Source organism: Nocardioides hwasunensis (assembly GCF_014779665.1).
GTDB lineage: Bacteria > Actinomycetota > Actinomycetes > Propionibacteriales > Nocardioidaceae > Nocardioides > Nocardioides hwasunensis.
This window is the reverse complement of record NZ_JACXYY010000003.1, coordinates 187,768-205,953: the sequence shown is the minus strand read 5'-3', so window position 1 is coordinate 205,953 and position 18,186 is coordinate 187,768. Positions and strand designations below refer to the sequence as shown.

At 71.6% G+C, this 18,186-nt stretch carries 17 protein-coding genes; 7 read left to right on the top strand and 10 right to left on the bottom strand.

All coding sequences use genetic code 11. The features are described 5' to 3' along the window. The first annotated feature begins 51 nt into the window (after positions 1-51). The gene (locus IEZ25_RS08110; protein ID WP_191198907.1) at positions 52-594 is read left to right on the top strand and encodes a hypothetical protein; all 543 of its coding nucleotides are present in this window, start codon (positions 52-54) and stop codon (positions 592-594) included. 21 nt (positions 595-615) lie between these two features. On the opposite strand, the gene IEZ25_RS08105 is transcribed toward IEZ25_RS08110, so the two are convergent. The 3 genes from IEZ25_RS08105 to IEZ25_RS08095 form a co-directional block, all read right to left on the bottom strand. Continuing rightward, the gene (locus IEZ25_RS08105) at positions 616-1,443 is read right to left on the bottom strand and encodes an EamA family transporter (protein ID WP_191198906.1); all 828 of its coding nucleotides are present in this window, start codon (positions 1,441-1,443) and stop codon (positions 616-618) included. Next, entirely contained in the window at positions 1,443-1,928 is a 486-nt protein-coding gene (locus IEZ25_RS08100) for a DUF456 domain-containing protein (protein ID WP_191198905.1), read from the bottom strand. Before IEZ25_RS08100 ends, IEZ25_RS08105 begins: the two co-directional genes overlap by 1 nt. Before the next feature lie 110 nt (positions 1,929-2,038). Further along, positions 2,039-2,293, bottom strand: coding sequence for a DUF7455 domain-containing protein (locus tag IEZ25_RS08095; protein WP_224748670.1), 255 nt, complete (start codon positions 2,291-2,293; stop codon positions 2,039-2,041). 293 nt (positions 2,294-2,586) lie between these two features. On the opposite strand from IEZ25_RS08095, the gene IEZ25_RS08090 reads away from it, so the two are divergent. Both IEZ25_RS08090 and IEZ25_RS08085 read left to right on the top strand, forming a co-directional pair. Further along, positions 2,587-4,659 (top strand): DNA gyrase/topoisomerase IV subunit B, encoded by a 2,073-nt coding sequence (locus IEZ25_RS08090; protein ID WP_191198903.1) that lies wholly within the window; start codon positions 2,587-2,589, stop codon positions 4,657-4,659. Positions 4,660-4,708: 49 nt separating this feature from the next. Next, positions 4,709-4,894 (top strand): hypothetical protein, encoded by a 186-nt coding sequence (locus IEZ25_RS08085; RefSeq protein ID WP_191198902.1) that lies wholly within the window; start codon positions 4,709-4,711, stop codon positions 4,892-4,894. 3 nt (positions 4,895-4,897) lie between these two features. On the opposite strand, the gene IEZ25_RS08080 is transcribed toward IEZ25_RS08085, so the two are convergent. The 4 genes from IEZ25_RS08080 to IEZ25_RS08065 are packed head-to-tail and all read right to left on the bottom strand — an operon-like array spanning position 4,898 to position 10,500. After that, entirely contained in the window at positions 4,898-5,392 is a 495-nt protein-coding gene (locus tag IEZ25_RS08080; protein WP_191198901.1) for a beta-class carbonic anhydrase, read from the bottom strand. Between the two features lie 59 nt (positions 5,393-5,451). Next, positions 5,452-7,257 carry an MFS transporter gene (locus IEZ25_RS08075; RefSeq protein ID WP_318152108.1) on the bottom strand — a complete coding sequence of 602 codons (1,806 nt, stop codon included), beginning with the start codon at positions 7,255-7,257 and terminating at the stop codon, positions 5,452-5,454. Further along, complete coding sequence (locus tag IEZ25_RS08070) at positions 7,254-7,979, bottom strand: LppX_LprAFG lipoprotein (protein WP_191198900.1); 726 nt, start codon at positions 7,977-7,979, stop codon at positions 7,254-7,256. The genes IEZ25_RS08075 and IEZ25_RS08070 overlap by 4 nt, the downstream gene beginning before the upstream one ends. A 4-nt stretch (positions 7,980-7,983) precedes the next feature. Then, positions 7,984-10,500 (bottom strand): DNA gyrase/topoisomerase IV subunit A, encoded by a 2,517-nt coding sequence (locus IEZ25_RS08065; protein WP_191198899.1) that lies wholly within the window; start codon positions 10,498-10,500, stop codon positions 7,984-7,986. A gap of 104 nt (positions 10,501-10,604) precedes the next feature. Here IEZ25_RS08065 and IEZ25_RS08060 point away from each other — a divergent pair, with 104 nt between their 5' ends. The 3 genes from IEZ25_RS08060 to IEZ25_RS08050 are packed head-to-tail and all read left to right on the top strand — an operon-like array spanning position 10,605 to position 15,115. Next, complete coding sequence (locus IEZ25_RS08060; protein ID WP_318152107.1) at positions 10,605-13,334, top strand: bifunctional acetate--CoA ligase family protein/GNAT family N-acetyltransferase; 2,730 nt, start codon at positions 10,605-10,607, stop codon at positions 13,332-13,334. Between the two features lie 53 nt (positions 13,335-13,387). After that, positions 13,388-13,969, top strand: coding sequence for a DUF5998 family protein (locus tag IEZ25_RS08055; RefSeq protein ID WP_191198898.1), 582 nt, complete (start codon positions 13,388-13,390; stop codon positions 13,967-13,969). A gap of 9 nt (positions 13,970-13,978) precedes the next feature. After that, positions 13,979-15,115: an alkaline phosphatase family protein gene (locus IEZ25_RS08050; protein ID WP_191198897.1), complete on the top strand. Its 1,137-nt coding sequence runs from the start codon at positions 13,979-13,981 to the stop codon at positions 15,113-15,115. A gap of 199 nt (positions 15,116-15,314) precedes the next feature. Here IEZ25_RS08050 and IEZ25_RS08045 read toward each other — a convergent pair whose 3' ends face one another. Continuing rightward, positions 15,315-15,968: a thymidine kinase gene (locus IEZ25_RS08045; RefSeq protein ID WP_191198896.1), complete on the bottom strand. Its 654-nt coding sequence runs from the start codon at positions 15,966-15,968 to the stop codon at positions 15,315-15,317. A 51-nt stretch (positions 15,969-16,019) separates the two neighbouring features. After that, a complete protein-coding gene (locus tag IEZ25_RS08040; RefSeq protein ID WP_191198895.1) occupies positions 16,020-16,487 on the bottom strand; it encodes a hypothetical protein in 468 nt (155 codons plus the stop codon). Positions 16,488-16,522: 35 nt separating this feature from the next. On the opposite strand from IEZ25_RS08040, the gene IEZ25_RS08035 reads away from it, so the two are divergent. Continuing rightward, positions 16,523-17,338, top strand: coding sequence for a sulfurtransferase (locus tag IEZ25_RS08035; protein WP_191198894.1), 816 nt, complete (start codon positions 16,523-16,525; stop codon positions 17,336-17,338). Between the two features lie 3 nt (positions 17,339-17,341). On the opposite strand, the gene IEZ25_RS08030 is transcribed toward IEZ25_RS08035, so the two are convergent. Next, positions 17,342-18,184, bottom strand: a complete 843-nt coding sequence (locus IEZ25_RS08030) for an MOSC domain-containing protein (protein ID WP_191198893.1) — start codon at positions 18,182-18,184, stop codon at positions 17,342-17,344. Positions 18,185-18,186 lie beyond the last annotated feature (2 nt).

The following is an 18,186-nucleotide window of genomic DNA, read 5'->3' as shown; positions in this document are numbered from 1 at the left end:
CCCCGGGCGTGGGTGGACGCACAGGGGGTGCGCAGTGACAGACTCGGGGCCATGAGATCTCGGACCGCAGCCTCCGTCGGTGCCGCCCTCGCGCTCGCCGCGCTGGTCGCCGCTCCCGCGCAGGCGGAGTTCTACAGCATCGACGACCCGGCCGACGCCACCGCGTCGCTGACCGACATCACCGGGCTCGAGGTCAACCACGGCGGCGACAACCTGCTGGTCAAGGTGCGCTTCGAGGAGCTGATGCGCTCCAGCGCGGCAGGGGTGTCGGTCTTCATCGACACCGACCGCAGCCGGAAGGGCGCCGAGTACGTCCTGAGCAGCGGGCTCGGAGACGGCACCGACTACGTGCTCACCCGGGCGAGGGGCTGGCGCCCGATCGACCAGGTGGTCCGCTGTGACTACACGGCGCGCCCGAAGTGGGGCAACGACGTCTTCCGTGCGGTGATCAGTCGTGACTGCCTCGGACGCCCGGCCTCCGTGCGCGTGTCGGTCAAGATGGGTGACCAGGCCGACGGCTCGCGCCCGGTCGTGGACTGGGCGCCGAAGCGACACCGGTGGAGCCTGCCGATCGCGTCGGGGCTCCCCGCCTGAGTCGAGGACGACCCGGGCCGGTCACGCCGCCGCGACGAGCGCGACGGCGACACCGCACAGCACCAGCCCCCATCCCTGCGAGGCGTGGACGCGCTCGCGCAGCACCACGGCAGCGAGCCCGATGGTGAGTGCGGGATAGAGCGAGGTCACGACCGATGCGACCGTGAGCAGCCCGGACTGGGTCGCGAGGAGGAACGCGACGGTGGCGCCGATGGCCAGCGCCCCGGCCAGGACGCCCCAGGCCTCCGAGCGGTGCCGGGGCACCCACGCCCCACCCAGGAGGGTCGCGGTCACGGCGACGCACACGGTGCCCACGGCCTGCGCGACCGCGAGGGGGGCGAGACCGGCGGATGCCGGCACCTGGCCCATCGCCGCGAAGAGCAGTCCGAACCCCAGTCCGGCCAGCACGCCGTCGACGATGCCGGCGGCGAGGTCGCCCGCACCGCCCGGCTCGCGGCTGACCAACCAGATCCCCGGGACCGCTGCGGCGATCCCGAGCCAGACCAGCAGGGCGGGCCGCTCGCCGGTCGCGACGCCGACGCAGACCGGGAGCAGGGCCGCTCCGACGGCCGAGATGGGTGCCACCACACCCATCCGACCGGCGGCGAGACCGCGGTAGAGGAACGCGCCGCCCGTGCCGGTCCCGACACCCGCGAGGGCTCCCCACCACAGGTCGGTGCGCGCGGGAGAGCCGTCGGTGACCACGGTCAGCAGGACCGAGCCGACCAGCGCGGTGGCGGCCCCGACGAACGCGACCGGCCACGCCGACGTACGACGCGAGGCGAGCCCGCCGACGAAGTCCGAGAGCCCGTAGGCCAGTGCGGCAGCCAGCGAGAGCAGGACCGCCATCAGGTGAGGAACAGACCGACGACCCACGTCACCGCGGCGAGGAACGCGGCGACGAGCTCGATCAGGATCGACACCCCGACGGCCCTCAGGGCACCGACGGTCGAGGGCCAGGCCTCGGCGTGGGGGAGGCGGGCGCGCTCGGCGAGGTAGACGCCCAGGACGAACCCGATGAACATGCCGATGACGGGCACCACGAAGAACCCGATGAAGGCCAGCAGGGCGCCGACCACGAGCGTCCGGTTGGGCACCCCCGACGCCTTGAGGCGCCGTCCGGGCACGAGGTACTTCACGACCGTGCCGCCCGCCAGCAGTGCCGTCGAGACCGCGAAGACGACCCAGCCCGCGGTCGTCCCGATCTGGACGGCCCAGACGAGGATGGCTCCCATGATCAGCAGCGTGCCGGGCAGGACCGGGAGGATGATCCCGGCGATGCCGACGGCGATCGCGAGGGCGACGAGGACTTCGAGGGCGCTCACGGCGCTCATGCTCGCAGACGAGGGCGCCGGCCCGTCACGAGCCGACCGGGGAGGAGACGCAGATCGGCCCCGGAGAGCTGAGTCCGGGGCCGATCTGGAAGTAGCGGTGGAAGTGGTGCTCAGGCGTCGCTGTCAGCAGCCGGGGTGCCCGGCGTCTCCAGCTTGTGCGTCTCGTCGTGCACGCTCGCAGCGACCTCGCGAAGCTTCTCGCCGTGCTCACGCGCGTGGTGGGCGCAGAACAGCAGCTCGCCGCCGGTCTGGAGCTCCACACGGAGGTAGGCCTGGGCGCCGCAGCGGTCGCAGCGGTCACCGGCCGTGAGGACGGCCTGGGTGGGTGCGGTGGCAGTGGTCACGTCAGCCTCATTTCTGTTCATCGGTGTCTGGCCCAACGTAGCCAGTGGGACAAAGATTCCCCGCTGGCCGGTGTAGTTCGAGAACGACCCAAGTCAACCACGGTGACCCCTGCAGCGCTGGCGTTGCCCTCAACCGTGGACGAGCCGTTGCGAAGGTGACACCCGTGACGTGGCCCACGGTAGACCGGGGGAGTGCCGGCGGAGCGCAGCGTGCCTCCGCCGTCCCACGGCGTGTCGCGGGTAGTGTCGTCGTGATCCACATGAGTGGTTCGTAGCACCCGTTCCAGACAGATTTCTCGTACGACAGGACCTCCGTGGCGGCACCCGCAGACAACACCTACAACGCAGCGCACCTCCTGGTCCTCGAGGGCCTCGACGCCGTGCGCAAGCGGCCAGGCATGTACATCGGCTCGACCGACACACGCGGCCTGATGCACTGCCTGTGGGAGATCATCGACAACGGCGTGGACGAGGCGCTCGCCGGGGTCGCCCATCGCGTCGAGGTGACGATGCACGACGACGGCTCCGTCGAGGTCTTCGACGACGGTCGCGGCATCCCGACCGACAAGGAGCCCAAGACCGGGCTCTCAGGTGTCGAGGTCGTGGCGACCAAGCTGCACGCCGGGGGCAAGTTCGGCGGCGGCTCGTACGTCGCCACCGGCGGTCTGCACGGGGTCGGCCTGTCGGTCGTCAACGCGCTCTCGGCGCGGATGGACATCGACGTCGACCGCTCGCCGAGCCAGCAGGGGCTGTCGTTCCAGCGCGGCGTCCCCGGCGTCTTCGACGGCGAGGGTCCGTCGGCCTCGTTCACCCCGCAGTCCGGGCTGACCCGCAAGGGCAAGCGCGTGGCCAAGGGCAAGACCGGCACCCGGATCCGGTTCTGGCCGGACCGCCAGATCTTCACCAAGGACGCCCGCTTCGAGATGGACGGCCTCATCGGTCGCGCCCGGCAGACGTCGTACATCGTGCCGGGCCTCGAGCTCGTCATCCGCGACCAGCGCACCTCGGAGATGGTGGAGGAGAAGTTCCGCCACGACGGTGGCATCGCGGAGTTCGTGGAGTTCCTCTCCCACGGCGAGCCGGTCACCGACATCCTGCGGCTCCAGGGCACCGACACCTTCACCGAGACCGTGCCGCTTCTCGACGAGAAGGGGCACATGACGCCGCAGGAGGTCGAGCGCGAGCTCACCGTCGACGTCGCGGTGCGGTGGGACACGGCGTACGACACCGAGGTGCGCTCGTTCGTGAACGTGATCGCGACCCCCAAGGGCGGCACCCACGTCGGCGGGTTCGAGGCCGCGCTGACCAAGACGTTCAACGACGCGATGCGCGGTGCGAAGGTGCTCAAGAGCGCCGACACCGACGTGATCAAGGACGACGTGCTCGAGGGCCTCACGGCCGTGGTGACGGTGCGCCTGGCCGAGCCGCAGTTCGAGGGCCAGACCAAGGAGATCCTCGGCACCCCGGCCGCGCGTGGCGTCGTACGCAAGGTGGTGGCCGCCGAGCTCAAGAGCTTCCTGACCTCCACCAAGCGCGCCGAGAAGGCTCAGGCCAAGCTGCTGATGGAGAAGGTCGCGGGCGCCTCGAAGACGCGGCTGGCGGCGCGGCAGCACAAGGAGAACCAGCGTCGCAAGACCGCCCTCGAGTCCTCCGCGCTGCCGTCGAAGCTCTTCGACTGCCGCAGCTCCGACAACGATCGCACCGAGCTCTTCATCGTCGAGGGCGACTCGGCCATGGGCACCGCGAAGGCCGCCCGCAGCAGCGAGTTCCAGGCACTGCTGCCGATCCGCGGCAAGATCCTCAACGTCCAGAAGGCCACCGTCGGCGACATGCTCAAGAACACCGAGTGCGCCTCGATCATCCAGGTCGTCGGTGCCGGCTCGGGCCGCACGTTCGACCTCGAGGCGGCACGCTACGGGCGGATCATCCTGATGGCCGACGCCGACTCCGACGGCGCCCACATCCGCTGCCTGCTCGCGACGCTGTTCTTCAAGTACATGCCCGAGCTCGTGCGCGACGGCCGCCTCTACTCCGCGGTCCCGCCCCTGCACCGCATCGAGCTGTCGAACCCCAAGAAGGGGATGGACAAGTACATCTACACCTACTCCGACGCCGAGCTGCAGCGCCGGCTCGCCGAGCTGAAGAGGAAGAACGTCCGCTGGAAGGAGCCGGTCCAGCGCTACAAGGGCCTCGGCGAGATGGACGCCGACCAGCTGGCCGAGACCACGATGGACCCGCGCCACCGCACGCTCCGCAAGCTGACGATCGACGACGTCGACGAGGCCAGCAAGGTCTTCGACCTGCTGATGGGCTCCGACGTGGCGCCCCGCAAGGAGTTCATCGTGCAGGGCGCCTACGAGGTCGACGTGGAGTCGCTCGACGCGTAGGACGCGTGAAGACGCACGTGTGACGCGTCCTGTCGATAGGGTTCACGCCATGTTCGACATCGGGGGTGCCGAAGTGCTGATCGTGTTCCTGCTCATGTACGCCGTCGCGGCGCTCGCGCTCTACTGGATCATCCGGCTCGGCGTGCGCCACGGCACGCTCGATGCCTACCGGATCGACCGGGGGGACCAGCGCATCGCGCGGATGAAGGACGCGGACGCCCGGCCCCAGCCCTGAGCGTCAGACGTGCTGGGTGAGCAGCCCGGAGTCGACGTCGTAGAGGAAGCCACCGACCGCGGCGCGGTCGCCGATGAGCGGGTGCGTACGCACCTTGGCGACGTCCTGGCGCAGCTGGTCGAGCTGGTCGGTGACCATGTCGAAGGACTGCCAGCTGGCATCCATGCCGGCCGACTCGCCGACCCGGACCCGCAGCTCGGCCTCGGTGGCCGAGGCCATCGCGCAGCGGGTGTGGGGGACCACGAGGATCCGCTGGACGTTGAGCAGGTGCACACCGAGCACGAGCGCCTCGAGCGCCTGCGGGGTGACCCGGCCGCCCGGGTTGCGGAAGATCTTGGCGTCCCCGTGCTTGAGCCCGAGCATCCCCAGCGGGTCGATGCGCGAGTCCATGCAGGTGACCAGCGCGACGCCGGCATGGGCCTTGCCGTCGAAGCCGCCGAGGTGGAAGGTGTCCGCGAACGCGCGGTTGGCCTGGATGAGGTCGTCGAAGTCGCTCACGAGACTGCAGGCTAATCCGCCGGCCGCGCGACGCGGCAGCGGCCCAGAGTGTGGGCGGGTCAGCCGCCCGAGCCGATGGCGTCGCGGACGCTGAGCCGTGACGGCCTGACCTGCCGGAACAGCACGAGCGCCAGCACGGCAGCGACGACCGCGCAGCCCGCCGCGCCCCAGAACACCGCGTGCTCCTGCGCGATCCCCGCCACCCGCAGCAGGTCGGAGAACTCCTTGCACCGGCTCCTGCCGTCGCAGACCTCCTGGACCGGCGGGATCGCGAGCTGCTCGGAGTAGTAGCGCCGCAGGCCGATCGTGGTGAGCGCCGAGATGCCGACGAGCATGCCCACCATCCGCGCCACGACGACGAACGCGCTCGCGACACCGTGGGCGTCGTCGTCGGTGAATGCGAGGAGGGCTGCGTTGACCGGGGCCAGCGCCAGGCCGAAGCCGAGGCCTCCGGTGATCAGCGCGACGTTGGCGACGGGCTCCTCGATGGTGGTCAGCCCCCAGCGCGTCATCAGCACGAAGCCGGCCGCGGCCATCAGCATCCCCACCGCGGTGACGACGCCGGGTGGCACGGTCCGGATGAGGTAGCCGCCGACGACCGCGCCCACAGGCAGCGCCAGCAGGAACCGGACTAGCACCAGCGCGGCGGGCAGCTGGTCGTCGGGGTAGACGGTCGTGCGCGCGAAGAGGGGGATGTCGATGAGCGCCGCGATCAGCGCGGCACCCACGAAGAAGCTGACCAGCAACGCACCCCACGCCGGCGTACGACGCAGGGCGCCGCGCGGCACGAGCGGGTTGTCGGCGCGGCGCACGTGCCAGGCGAAGGCGACGGCGGCGACGATCGCGCCGACGAGGTACCAGCGGCCCCGCGGGGAGAAGACCTCGATCTTGGGGTCGGCGGTCGCGAAGGCCAGGATCACGCCGCCGAGCGCGGCGGCGAGCAACAGCGCGCCGACGAGGTCGGCGTCCACCAGGACCCGGACCCACCCGCGCAGGTCGAGCAACGGGCGCGGGGCGAACCAGCACCACGCCACCAGCAGCACGAGGGCGGCGATCGTGGCAGCGCCGATCGGCGTGAGCCACCTGCCGTCCCCGGCGAACGGGATGAACAGCTGGCCCCAGGTGAGGTCGCGCATCAGGGACGGTGGGCGCAGGAACACCACGGCGCCGGCGGCGAGGGTGAGGAGCGCCAGGAGGAGGCCGACGAGGTCGAGGTGGGGTCTCGAGGCTCGCTGCGCTCGTTCGTCGACCGACGGAGGGGACGTGCCGGCCAGGGCGCGGATCGCGGCGGCGAGCACGAGGCCGACGGCGAGGTTGATCGCGAAGATCGCCCGCCAGTCGGAGACCGAGAGCACCACCGCGCCGAAGAGGGGGCCGAGCACCGAGCCGATCTCCTGCACGGCGGAGACGATGCCGAGGGGCACGCCGCGGCGCTCGACGGGGTAGAGGTCCGCCACCAGCGCGAGCGTGGCAGGGACCAGGCCGCCACCGCCGACGCCCTGCAGGAAGCGACCGGCGACGATGCTGGGCATGTCGTAGGCGAGCGCAGTGATGAGCGAGCCGAGTGCGAAGACCACGAGCGCCATCACCAGGACCGGCACCCGCCCCCGGAGGTCGGCGATGCGCCCGATCAGCGGCAGCATCGCGACGTAGCCGAGCAGGAAGCCGCTGACGATCGGCGCGGCCCGCTGGAGCTGGTCGATCGGCACCCCGACGCCGGTCATCATGTCCGGCAGCGCCAGCACCACGACGTAGGTGTCGGCAGCCGCGAAGGCGACGGCGACGGCCGCCATCGCCAGGAGCAGCCGCGAGGTGCGCGAGACGGTCCCGCCCTGCGTGGCGGGGCGCTCCGCGGACGGGCTCACGGCGCGGTGATGTTCTTCTCGGTGCCGTAGTTGTCGAAGTCGACCGTGTAGGTCATCGGGTCGGCGCGGGGGTAGAAGACGCCCGTCATCGTGGCCTTGCGCAGCTCACCGTCGTCGGTGACCTGCCACTCGACGTCGAAGGAGTCACCGGAGGAGGAGGGGATGATGGCGTCCATCGCGTCGCCGGGCACCGTGCCGGAGTAGGTGGTGAGCACCTCCTCGTTGTTCGCGCCGCCGCGCACGCTCTCGCCCTTCTCGGGGGAGTCGGTGAGGGTGAGCAGCCCGGCGAAGCCGTCCTCGCCGATGAGGTTGGCGGGGTCGGGGGCGCCGTACTCCTTCGGGTCGACCTTGTTCCAGCCCGGCGTGAAGGGGAGCTGCGCATAGACCGTGTCGTCGACCGCGATCACCGGCACGTCGACGTTCTGCCCGGCGAAGACCACGGAGATCGACCCGTCGAAGGCCGGCGCGTTGGTGAGGGTCCCGGTGGCCTTGGCCATGCCCGAGACGCCGTCGGGGAGGGCCGCGGTCGACAGCGCCAGGTCGACGCCGCTGGTCTCGGTCAGCTTGGCGGACGCGTCGGCGAGCACCTCCTCGGGCGTCTTGGACTTCTCCGCCGGAGCGTCGTCGTCGCCTCCGGAGCAGGCGGCGAGGGCGGGCAGGGCCAGCAGCACCGCGGCGGCGGCGGTGGCGAGACGGCGGTGCGTCCGGGCGCGGGTCGACATGGCGTCAGCCTTCCACAGGGGCGGTCAGCTCGCCGTCGGCCGACGAGGCCTGGTCGAGCTGGGTGGCGACCTGGGCGGCCACGGGAGAGGCGACCGCGGCGATCGGCTGGGAGGCGGGTACGCCGGATCCGTCCCGCCTGCCATTGGCCTCGGGGAGGTCGATCGGGGCACCGCTCGCTGCGGTCGCGCGGGCGGGCCCGGGTCCGGCCCACGCGGCCACGAGGACGTCCTCGCCCTTGAGGAACCGGTGGCTGCGCACGCCGCCGGTGGCGCGCCCCTTGGCGGGGTACTCGGTGAAGGGCGTGACCTTGACCGCGCCCGCCTCGGTGCCCGGCAGGGCGGTCGAGGACCCGGAGGCGGTGACGACGACGGCGTCGGCGGGGTCGAAGGCGCCGAAGAACGCGACCTTCTGACCGGCTCCCAGCTTGATGCCGGCCATGCCGCCTCCGGAGCGGCCCTGCGGCCGCACGCCCGACGCGCCGAAGTGGAGCAGCTGCGCGTCGGTCGAGATGAAGCACAGCTCCTCCTCGCCGGTGCTCAGCTCGACCGCGCCGACGACCTCGTCGCCGTCCTTCAGTCCGATGACCTCCCACTCGTCGCGCGCCAGGACCTCGGGGTTGACGCGCTTGACGACCCCGTCGCGGGTGCCGAGCGCGAGACCCGGGCCGTCGGTCGGGAGCGAGGTCAGCGCCAGTGCGCGCTCGTCGGACCCGAGCGACAGGATCTCGCTGAGGGGCAGGCCACCCTGGAGGTTGGGATCGTTGGCCGAGTCGGGCAGCTCGGGCATGTCGAGCACGCCCACCTTGAGCAGCCGGCCGCGGTTGGTGACCACGCCGACCTCGCCACGGGCCGTGGTCCGGACGGCGCTCGTCACCACGTCGTGGTTGGCGCGGCCCTCGCCGTGACCGGGTGCGGCAGCGGACGTCGTACGCGCGAGCAGGCCGCTCGACGAGAGCAGCGCGAAGCACGGGTCGTCGGCGACCTCGAGCGGCGTGGCGCTGGCGGCGGTGACGGTGGTGCCCGCCGAGGCGAGCAGCACGGTGCGGCGCGGGGTGCCGTGCTCCTTGGCTACCTCGGTGAGCTCGTCGGAGACCACCTTCCGCAGCAGCTTCTCGTCGGCGAGGATCGCGTCGAGGTACTCGATCGTCCGCTCGAGCTCGGCCTTCTCCTTGTCGAGCTCGAGCTTGGAGAACTTGGTGAGGCGGCGCAGCGGCATGTCGAGGATGTAGTCGGCCTGGGCCTCGCTGAGCTCGAAGACCGAGATCAGGCGCTCCTTCGCAGCGGCAGCGTTGTCGGAGGTGCGGATGACCTGGATGACCTCGTCGATGTCGAGGATCGCGATGAGCAGGCCGTCGACGAGGTGCAGCCGGTCGGCGGCCTTGCCGCGGCGGAACGTCGAGCGGCGGCGTACGACGTCGAAGCGGTGGCCGAGGAAGACCTCGAGCATCTCCTTGAGACCAAGCGTGCGCGGCTGGCCGTCGACCAGGGCGACGGCGTTGATGCCGAAGGAGTCCTCGAGGGCGGTCTGCCGGTAGAGCTGCTCGAGGATCGCCTCGGGGACGAACCCGTTCTTGATCTCGATGACCAGGCGCAGGCCCTGGTGGCGGTCGCCGAGCTGCTTGATGTCGGCGATGCCCTGGAGCTTCTTGGCGAGCACGAGCTTCTTGACCTGCTCGACCACACGCTCCTCGCCGACGCCGTAGGGCAGCTCGGTCACGACGATGCCCTTGCGGCGCGCGGTGACGGACTCGATGCGGGCGGTGGCGCGCATCCGGAACGTGCCGCGGCCCGACTCGTAGGCGTCACGGATCCCGTCGAGACCGACGATCTTGCCGCCGGTCGGGAGGTCGGGGCCGGGGATGAAGCGCATCAGGTCGTCGAGGCTCGCCTGGGGGTGGGTGACCAGGTGCTTGAGCGCCTGGACGACCTCGACGAGGTTGTGCGGGGCGATGTTGGTCGCCATGCCGACCGCGATGCCGGCCGAGCCGTTGACCAGGAGGTGGGGGATGGCAGCCGGCAGGACGACCGGCTCCATCTCGCGGGAGTCGTAGTTGGGCTTGAAGTCGACGGTGTCCTCGTGGATGGACGCCGTCATCGCGACCGCCGCGGGGGCCATCCGGCACTCGGTGTAGCGCATCGCGGCCGGCGGGTCGTCGGGCGAGCCGAAGTTGCCGTGCCCGTCGACGGTCGGCAGGCGCATCGACCAGGACTGCGCCATCCGCACCAGGGCGTCGTAGATCGCCCCGTCGCCGTGCGGGTGCAGCCGACCCATCACCTCACCCACCACGCGAGCGCTCTTGACGTGCCCGCGGTCGGGCCGCAGCGACATGTCGTCCATCGTGTAGAGGATCCGCCGCTGGACCGGCTTGAGACCGTCGCGGGCGTCGGGCAGCGCCCGGGAGTAGATGACCGAGTAGGCGTACTCCAGGAACGACGACTGCATCTCGTCGCGGATGTCGGTGTCGAGGATGTGCTCCTCGAAGTCGTCCGGGAGGGGCTGCTTCGTCGTACGTCGTGCCATGGGGGCATTCTTCACGCTCGACGCCCCGGCGCCGCCGGGGGCACGCCGTACGGCGTCGTCGAGGTCGCGGCACCGTGCGTGCTCCTTGCCGATAGATTGCAGCCGTGACCGAAGCGGACGCCCCTGTCGAGCAGGTGGCCACGACGACTCCGCCGCCGCCCCGGCACTGGGAGGCGGACGTCCTGCTGCGCGACGGGCGCACGGCCCACATCCGGCCGATGCAGCCGGAGGACCGCGAGCTGCTGGTCGACTTCTACGCCCGGGTCTCCGACCAGTCGAAGTACTACCGGTTCTTCTCCCCGATGCCCGAGCTCTCCGAGCGTGACCTGGACAGGTTCACCACGGTCGACCACCGCGACCGGGTCGCGCTCATCCTGCTCGTGGCCGGACACATGATCGCCGTCGGCCGCTACGACGTCATCCGCCCGGGCTACGCCGAGGTCGCCTTCCTCGTCGAGGACCGGCACCAGGGTCGCGGCATCGGCCAGCTGCTGCTCGAGCACCTCGCCCAGGCCGGTCGCGAGCGGGGCGTGGAGGAGTTCGTCGCCGAGGTGCTGCCCGACAACCAGGCGATGATCCACACGTTCAAGGACGCCGGCTACCAGGTCAAGAGCGCGTTCGAGGACGGCGTGATGGAGCTGGTGTTCCGCATCGACCCCACCGACACCGCGATCGGGGTGATGGAGCAGCGCGAGCACCGGGCGGAGTACGCCTCCATCGAACGGTTCTTCTCGCCGAGGTCGGTCGCGATCATCGGCGCCAGCCGGCGGCAGGACACCATCGGTCAGGCGCTGGTGCGCCACCTCGTGCTCGGCAACTTCACCGGTCGCATCCACGTGGTCAACCCGAGCGCCGACTCGGTCTCGGGGATGCCGGCCTGGAAGTCCGTGGGCGAGATCCCGGGGGAGGTCGACGTCGCGATCGTCGCGGTCCCCGCGGAGTCCGTGCAGGACGTCGTGCTCGACTGCGCGGCCAAGGGCGTGCACGGCCTGGTCGTGATCTCGTCGGGCTTCGCCGAGACCGGCGAGGAGGGGCGGATGCGCCAGCGCCGGCTCGTGGGGCTGTCCCGCTCCTACGGGCTGCGCCTGATCGGCCCGAACGCCCTCGGCATCATCAACACCGATCCCGACGTGCAGCTCAACGCGTCGCTGTCGTCGGTCATGCCGCCGCGCGGTCGCGCCGGCTTCTTCTGCCAGTCCGGGGCGCTGGGCTCGGCGATCCTGGAGAAGGTGCAGAACCGCGGCCTGGGCCTCACCACCTTCGTCAGCGCCGGCAACCGCGCCGACGTCTCGGGCAACGACCTCCTGCAGTACTGGGAGGAGGACGACGCCACCGAGGTGGTGCTGCTCTACCTCGAGTCGATCGGCAACCCCCGCAAGTTCTCCCGGATCGCCCGGCGGGTCAGTCGTCGCAAGCCCATCGTCGCGGTGCGCTCCGGACGCAGCTCGCAGGGCGTCCCGATGGGCCACGCCGTGCGCAAGATCGGCGCTCCGCCGGAAGCGGTCGACGCGATGTTCCGGCAGGCGGGGATCATCCAGGTCGAGTCGCTGGAGGAGATGTTCGACGTCGCCCAGCTGCTCGCCCACCAGCCGCTCCCACGCGGGCGCCGGGTCGCGATCGTCGGCAACTCCGACGCGCTCGGCCTGCTCGCCGCCGACGCCGCCAACTCGGTCGGCCTGGTGGTCAACCGGCAGGAGGCACTGGGCGCCGACGCCCTGGCCGAGGACTTCGAGGACGCGCTCGACGCCGCGATCGACGATCCCGAGGTCGACGCCGTCGTCGCCATCTTCATCCCGCCGCTCAACGTCGCCGGTGCGCGCGAGCAGGTCGCCAACGTGCTCGCCGCCGTGGGGGAGCAGTCCGACAAGCCGATCGTGTCGACCTTCCTCGGGACCGAGGGCGTGCCCGAGCTGCTGCGGGTCCCCGACGTGGCGGGATCCAGCGCCGGACGCGGTTCCGTGCCGTCGTACCCCGCCGTCGAGGCCGCCGTGCGCGCGATGGCCCACGTCGTCGAGTACGCCGTGTGGGTGCGGCAGCCGCAGACCGCGGTCGCCGAGCTGGGCTCCCACGACCGCGACGACGCACGTCACCTGGTCAACGAGCTCCTGATGAACCACCCCGAGGGGCGCGACCTCGACTTCGTCGAGCAGCACCGGCTGCTGGCCGCCTACGGCATCAACCTGTGGGACACCTACGCCGTCGAGACCCTCGACGAGGCGACCACGGCGGGGGAGGCGCTCGGCTGGGACGTCGTGCTCAAGGCGACCGCCGACCACCTGCGCGACCGTCCCGACCTCGCGCACGTGTGGCGCAACATCGACTCGGCCGACGAGATGGCCGATGCCTGGAGCTCGCTCAACACGCTCATCACCGACCCCGACAAGGCCGGCTTCGTCGTGCAGCGCAACGCCGCTCCGGGCGTGCCGGTCACGATCAGCACCATGGAGGACCCGCTCTTCGGGCCGGTGCTCTCCTTCGGGGTCGGCGGCCCGCTGACCGAGCTCCTCGGCGACCGGGCCTTCCGCATCCCGCCGCTGGCCGACCACGACGCCCAGGACATGGTGCGCGAGATCCGGGCGTCCCCGCTGCTCTTCGGCTACCGCGGCAGCGAGATCGTCGATGTCGCCGAGCTCGAGCAGCTCGTCCGTCGGGTCTCGCAGCTCCAGCACGACCTTCCCCAGGTGCGCTCGCTCCAGCTGCCGCTCGTGCTGGCCGGCGCCGAGGGGGTGACGGTGCTCGGCGCTCAGGTCCGCGTGGAGCCGGTCAAGGACCCGCGCTCCGACTGGTTCGTGCGACGACTGAGCACCATGCCCGGCGACACCCTTCCTGATTGAGCACAGCCCGACTGAGGTCGGACCGGATCCGGCACGCGTGACAGACTGCGTGCATGCCCCGCTCCACCCGTGACGCGGACGTCTCCCACGACCTCCGCCAGGCGATCCACCGCACCGGCTACTACCCCGAGGTCGTCGCCGACGGCGTCTTCTCGGCCGCCGGAGGTGAAGAGGTCCTGTCCTACTTCGTGCACCACGAGACGACGTTCGACCACGAGGAGGTGCGTCGGCACCTCACCGCCCTCCTCCTCACGCCGACCCGGCTCGTCATCGCGCACACCGACGAGCACCCCGGCGACGACCTGCTCCCCGAGCCCTACACCTCCACCACGACCGAGGCGGTGACGCTCACCGCGATCCGGACCGTCGTGGTGACCCGGATGGTGGCCAACCCGACCAAGGGCGTGGCACCGCCGGCCGAGGCCGTGCTGACCATCGGCTGGGGTGGCGTCGGTCGCATCGACCTCGAGCCCGCGGCATGCTCCGACCCGAGCTGCGATGCCGACCACGGCTACACCGGCACGCTCGCGGGCGACGACTACACGCTCCGGGTCTCCGCGGCGGCGGAGGGTGCCGACTCGGTCGGCGGCCTGCTCGCCTTCTCCGAGGCGCTCTCCGCACGCACCCGCGGATGAGCACCCCACGTGGCTGAGGTCGACCCGCCGGGCGCGTTCACCGCGCCGGCGTACGGCGACCGCTCGCTCGCCGACGTGGTGCCCTCGGTCGCCCGCGCGCTCGGGGTGGACCTCGACGGGCACCCGACCGGTCTCGAGCTGCCACCTGCTCCGTCCTACGTGGTCTTCCTCATCGACGGGATGGGCGCCGCGCTCCTGGCCCGCTACGGCCACTCGGCGCCCTACCTCTCCTCCCTCCTCGAGGGCAGCGCGACCGGCACCGCCGGCGTGCCCTCGACGACGGCCACCTCGCTGACCTCCCTCGGCACGGGGCTGACCCCCGGAGCCCACGGGCTGGTCGGATTCACCGCCCGCGTCCCGGGCACCGACCGGCTGCTCAACCACCTCTGGTGGGACCAGGACGTCGACCCGCTGGAGTGGCAGCCGCACCCGACGGCGTTCGGGCGGCTCGCACACGCCGGGGTGCACGTCACCTCGGTCAACAAGCGCGACTTCGCCGGCACCGGCCTGACCGTCGCCTCGCAGCGAGGATCGGCGTACGTCGGTGCGGACCGGGTCGGCGAGCGGATCGCCGGAACCGTCGCGGCGGCCTCCCACTCGCCGTCCCTGACCTATGTCTACGACTCCGACCTCGACTGGACCGGCCACAAGTTCGGCGTCGCCTCGACCCAGTGGCTTCAGCAGCTCGCCATGGTCGACGCCGAGGCCGAGCAGCTGCGCGAGGCGCTGCCGTCGGCCACCCGGCTCGTGGTCGTCGCCGACCACGGCATGGTCGACAGCCCGCGGGAGTCGCGCGTCGACGTCGACTCGGTGGACGGGATGCGCGAGGGCATCTCGCTGATCGGCGGCGAGGCGCGCTTCCGGCACCTCTACTGCGCCGCACGCGCGGTCGACGACGTCGTCGCGACCTGGCGCGAGGTGCTGGGCACTCACGCGACCGTCCTGACCCGCGAGGACGCGATCGGGCGAGGCTGGTTCGGCGACGTGCACCCCAGCGTGCTGCCGCGCCTGGGTGACGTGATGGTCGCCTGCCACGGCGACGCGGCGGTGATGTCGAGCGTCGACTTCGCCTACGAGGGCACCCTGGTGGGTCTGCACGGCTCGCTCACGCCGGCCGAGATGCTGATCCCGATCCTCGTCGGCTGAGCCGCCCCCGGGCGATGAGTCTCCAGGAGACTCAACCCCGTGCCGCGGGCGCCGCCGGGCTCCCCTGGTCGTTGAGTCTCTGGGCGACTCGACCCCGTGCCGCGGGCGCTGCCGGGCTCCGCTGGTCGTTGAGTCTCTGGGCGACTCAACGTCCAGGGTCCGATCCGGAGGCGCCCCAGCGGCGGTTCGGACGGTTCGGTCAGCCGAAGGGCAGGGGCTCGGGCGCGAGGCTGACGGCCTTGGCGCGGGCGGCGGTGAGGCGGCGCCGGTGGTGCTGGCGGCAGAGCACCTCGTAGGCGACGTCGGCCGGCGGCTCGTCGGCCTGCTCGACGTCGCCGACGACGATGACGTCGCCCTCGACGACCATCGCGCCGTTCTCGGTGCGGGCGTTGTGGGTGGCGCGCTTGCCGCACCAGCACAGAGCCTCGACCTGGAGGACGTTCATCCGGTCGGCGAGCTCGACGAGTCGGGCGCTGCCCGGGAAGAGCGCGGTGCGGAAGTCGGTGAGGATGCCGAAGGCGAAGACGTCGATCTGCAGCTCGTCGACCACCTTGGCGAGCTGGTCGATCTGCTCGGTGGCGTAGAACTGTGCCTCGTCGCAGATCAGGTAGTCGATCCGACCGCCGCGGGTGAGGGAGTCCACGACGTAGCGCCAGAAGTCGAAGTCGCTGTCGACCTCGAGCGCCTCGTGGGTCAGCCCCAGCCGGCTGGAGAGGACCGCCGCGCCCGACCGGTCGTGCGTGGTGAAGATCCGGCCGACGCGACCTCGGGCGGCGTGGTTGTGGTTGGTCTGGAGCGCCAGCGTCGACTTGCCGGAGTCCATCGTGCCCGTGAAGAAGTGCAGTTCAGCCATGTCCCGGGGATCTTGTCACAGTGCGCGACCAGCGTGCGCGACGGACACGGCTCACCCGGTGGCGCCACCCGACGAGCTGCTCGCGCTGGACTGGCGTCGGGTGAACTCGACGTACGCCACCCACAGCACGAAGCAGCCCGCGCGGGCCTCCACCGGCTCGCTGAGCACCAGCCGCGGCCGCGTGGTGAAGATGCCGGACGTGCTCGCCTCGCCGATGGTGGTGCCGGCCCGCGACAGCGACAGGCGGGACCCGAACCATCCCGCCTGCCTCAGCTCGAGCGGCTGGCCGGCGTCGACGGTCCACGTCGAGGTGAAGAACCCTGAGCGCCTGGCCGAGAAGCGGGCCACACCGTCGAGCTCGGCGACGAGGGTGCCGCGGCCGAAGCCCTCGGACCGGTACTGCCAGAGCTCGGGCCCGATCTGGACCTCGGCGCGCTCGCGGAACCACGAGCGGGCGGCGTTGGCCACCTCCTGGCCGTCGAGGAGGATCACGTCGCCCTTGGCCCAGTCCAGCTCCATGACGGCAGCCTCCCACGACCTGGCAGGCTGGTCCCATGGGTGATGGACCGCTGATCAGTCCTGACGAGCTGGCCGCCGTGCTCGGGCAGGTCACCGTGATCGACGTGCGCTACCAGCTCGGCGGGCCGCCGGGCCGCGAGTCCTTCGCCACCGGCCACGTGCCGGGCGCGGCGTACGTCGACATGGACCACGACCTGGCCTCGGCACCTGGCTCTGGCGGGCGGCACCCGCTGCCGGAGCGGGAGTCGTTCCAGGAGGCGATGCAGCGCGCTGGCGTGCGGAGCGACCGGCCCGTCGTGGTGTACGACGACTGGCAGGGTCGCGCGGCTGCTCGCGCCTGGTGGCTGCTCAGGCACCACGGGCACGACGACGTACGCGTCCTCGACGGTGGCTGGAGCGCGTGGCTCGAGGAAGGTCACCCGGCGGAGTCGGGGGAGTCGAGCGTCGAACCGGGCGACTTCACCGCCTCGGCGGAGCCGCACTCGAGAATCGTCGAGGCCGACGGGGTGCTGGCCGTGGACGTCCTCATCGACGCACGCGCCCCCGATCGGTTCCGCGGGGACAGCGAGCCCGTGGACCCGGTCGCCGGGCACATCCCCGGCGCGGTCAACGTGCCCAGCACGGACAACCTGGACGAGCGAGGTCGGTTCCGCAGCGCCGAGGAGCTGCGAGCGACGTACGCGCGGGTCGGTGCTGACGGAGCCGGTTCGGTCGCCGCCTATTGCGGCTCCGGGGTGACGGCCACCCACGACCTCCTGGCGATGCAGGTGGCCGGGATCGACGCGGCGCTCTATCCCGGCAGCTGGAGCGGCTGGATCACCGAGCCGTCCCGGCCGGTCGAGCGAGGGTGAGGCTTACTCGGCCCAGACGTCGTCGCCGACACTGATCAGGCCACCGGACTCCGGGACGAGGTGCGCTGCGAACAGCGTCTTGCCGCCCACCAGCCGGTGACGGGCGAGCGAGCGGGTCGGCTCCTTGGCAGTCGTCAGCGTCTTGAGGTTGACCGTGGTCATGACGCAGCGGCTGGTCGGCTTGGCCACCCGGAAGCGAACCCCTCCGACCTCGAGGCGGTGCCAGCCGTCCTCGGCGAAGGGCACGTCGCCGTCGATGACCAGGTTGGCGCGGAACCGCTCGATCGGCAGCGGCTCGGGTGCTTCCTCGCCCATCTCGACGGCGCGCTCGGCGATCCAGTCGTTGAGCTGGCGCAGCGACGCGAGCGAGGCCACGGTGACCGGGAACGAGTCGGCGTACGCCGTGTGGTCACCCTCCTGCGAGAACTCAGGCTGGAGCCGACGGGCGGTCGGGTCGTGGCACCACACCAGGTGGAGGTCCTCGCGCCCCAGCGCGTCGGCGAGCCAGGCGTCGGCGTCGGGCGCGGGGATGCCCAACAGGTCCTGGGAGTGGAGGCGTACGGCGACCGGCTCGCCGGCGGGGACGTCGATCTCCAGGTCAGCGGGACCGTCGCCGTCGCGAGTCCTCAGTCGGAGCGCACCGACGACCGTCGAGTCGGTGGCCGGGGTGTCGGCGACGATGCGGAACGTCGCGTGCACCTCGCGTGCCGAGACCAGCCGGCCGGTCGCGTCGACGATCATCCACGAGCGGTCGTCCGCCAGGCCGCGTGACAGCACTGCCGCGCTGTCGACCGAGCGGATGGCGCCGGACTTGAGGGGGTGGACGTTGAGCTGCAGCAGTCGCAACG

Coding starts and splice junctions, on each gene's coding strand:
- IEZ25_RS08055 (WP_191198898.1), top strand. CDS start 13,388: ATGCCCCGCTCCACCCGTGACGCGGACGTCTCCCACGACCTCCGCCAG.
- IEZ25_RS08040 (WP_191198895.1), bottom strand. CDS start 16,487: ATGGAGCTGGACTGGGCCAAGGGCGACGTGATCCTCCTCGACGGCCAG.
- IEZ25_RS08085 (WP_191198902.1), top strand. CDS start 4,709: ATGTTCGACATCGGGGGTGCCGAAGTGCTGATCGTGTTCCTGCTCATG.
- IEZ25_RS08070 (WP_191198900.1), bottom strand. CDS start 7,979: ATGTCGACCCGCGCCCGGACGCACCGCCGTCTCGCCACCGCCGCCGCC.
- IEZ25_RS08105 (WP_191198906.1), bottom strand. CDS start 1,443: ATGGCGGTCCTGCTCTCGCTGGCTGCCGCACTGGCCTACGGGCTCTCG.
- IEZ25_RS08100 (WP_191198905.1), bottom strand. CDS start 1,928: ATGAGCGCCGTGAGCGCCCTCGAAGTCCTCGTCGCCCTCGCGATCGCC.
- IEZ25_RS08095 (WP_224748670.1), bottom strand. CDS start 2,293: ATGAACAGAAATGAGGCTGACGTGACCACTGCCACCGCACCCACCCAG.
- IEZ25_RS08035 (WP_191198894.1), top strand. CDS start 16,523: ATGGGTGATGGACCGCTGATCAGTCCTGACGAGCTGGCCGCCGTGCTC.
- IEZ25_RS08045 (WP_191198896.1), bottom strand. CDS start 15,968: ATGGCTGAACTGCACTTCTTCACGGGCACGATGGACTCCGGCAAGTCG.
- IEZ25_RS08110 (WP_191198907.1), top strand. CDS start 52: ATGAGATCTCGGACCGCAGCCTCCGTCGGTGCCGCCCTCGCGCTCGCC.
- IEZ25_RS08065 (WP_191198899.1), bottom strand. CDS start 10,500: ATGGCACGACGTACGACGAAGCAGCCCCTCCCGGACGACTTCGAGGAG.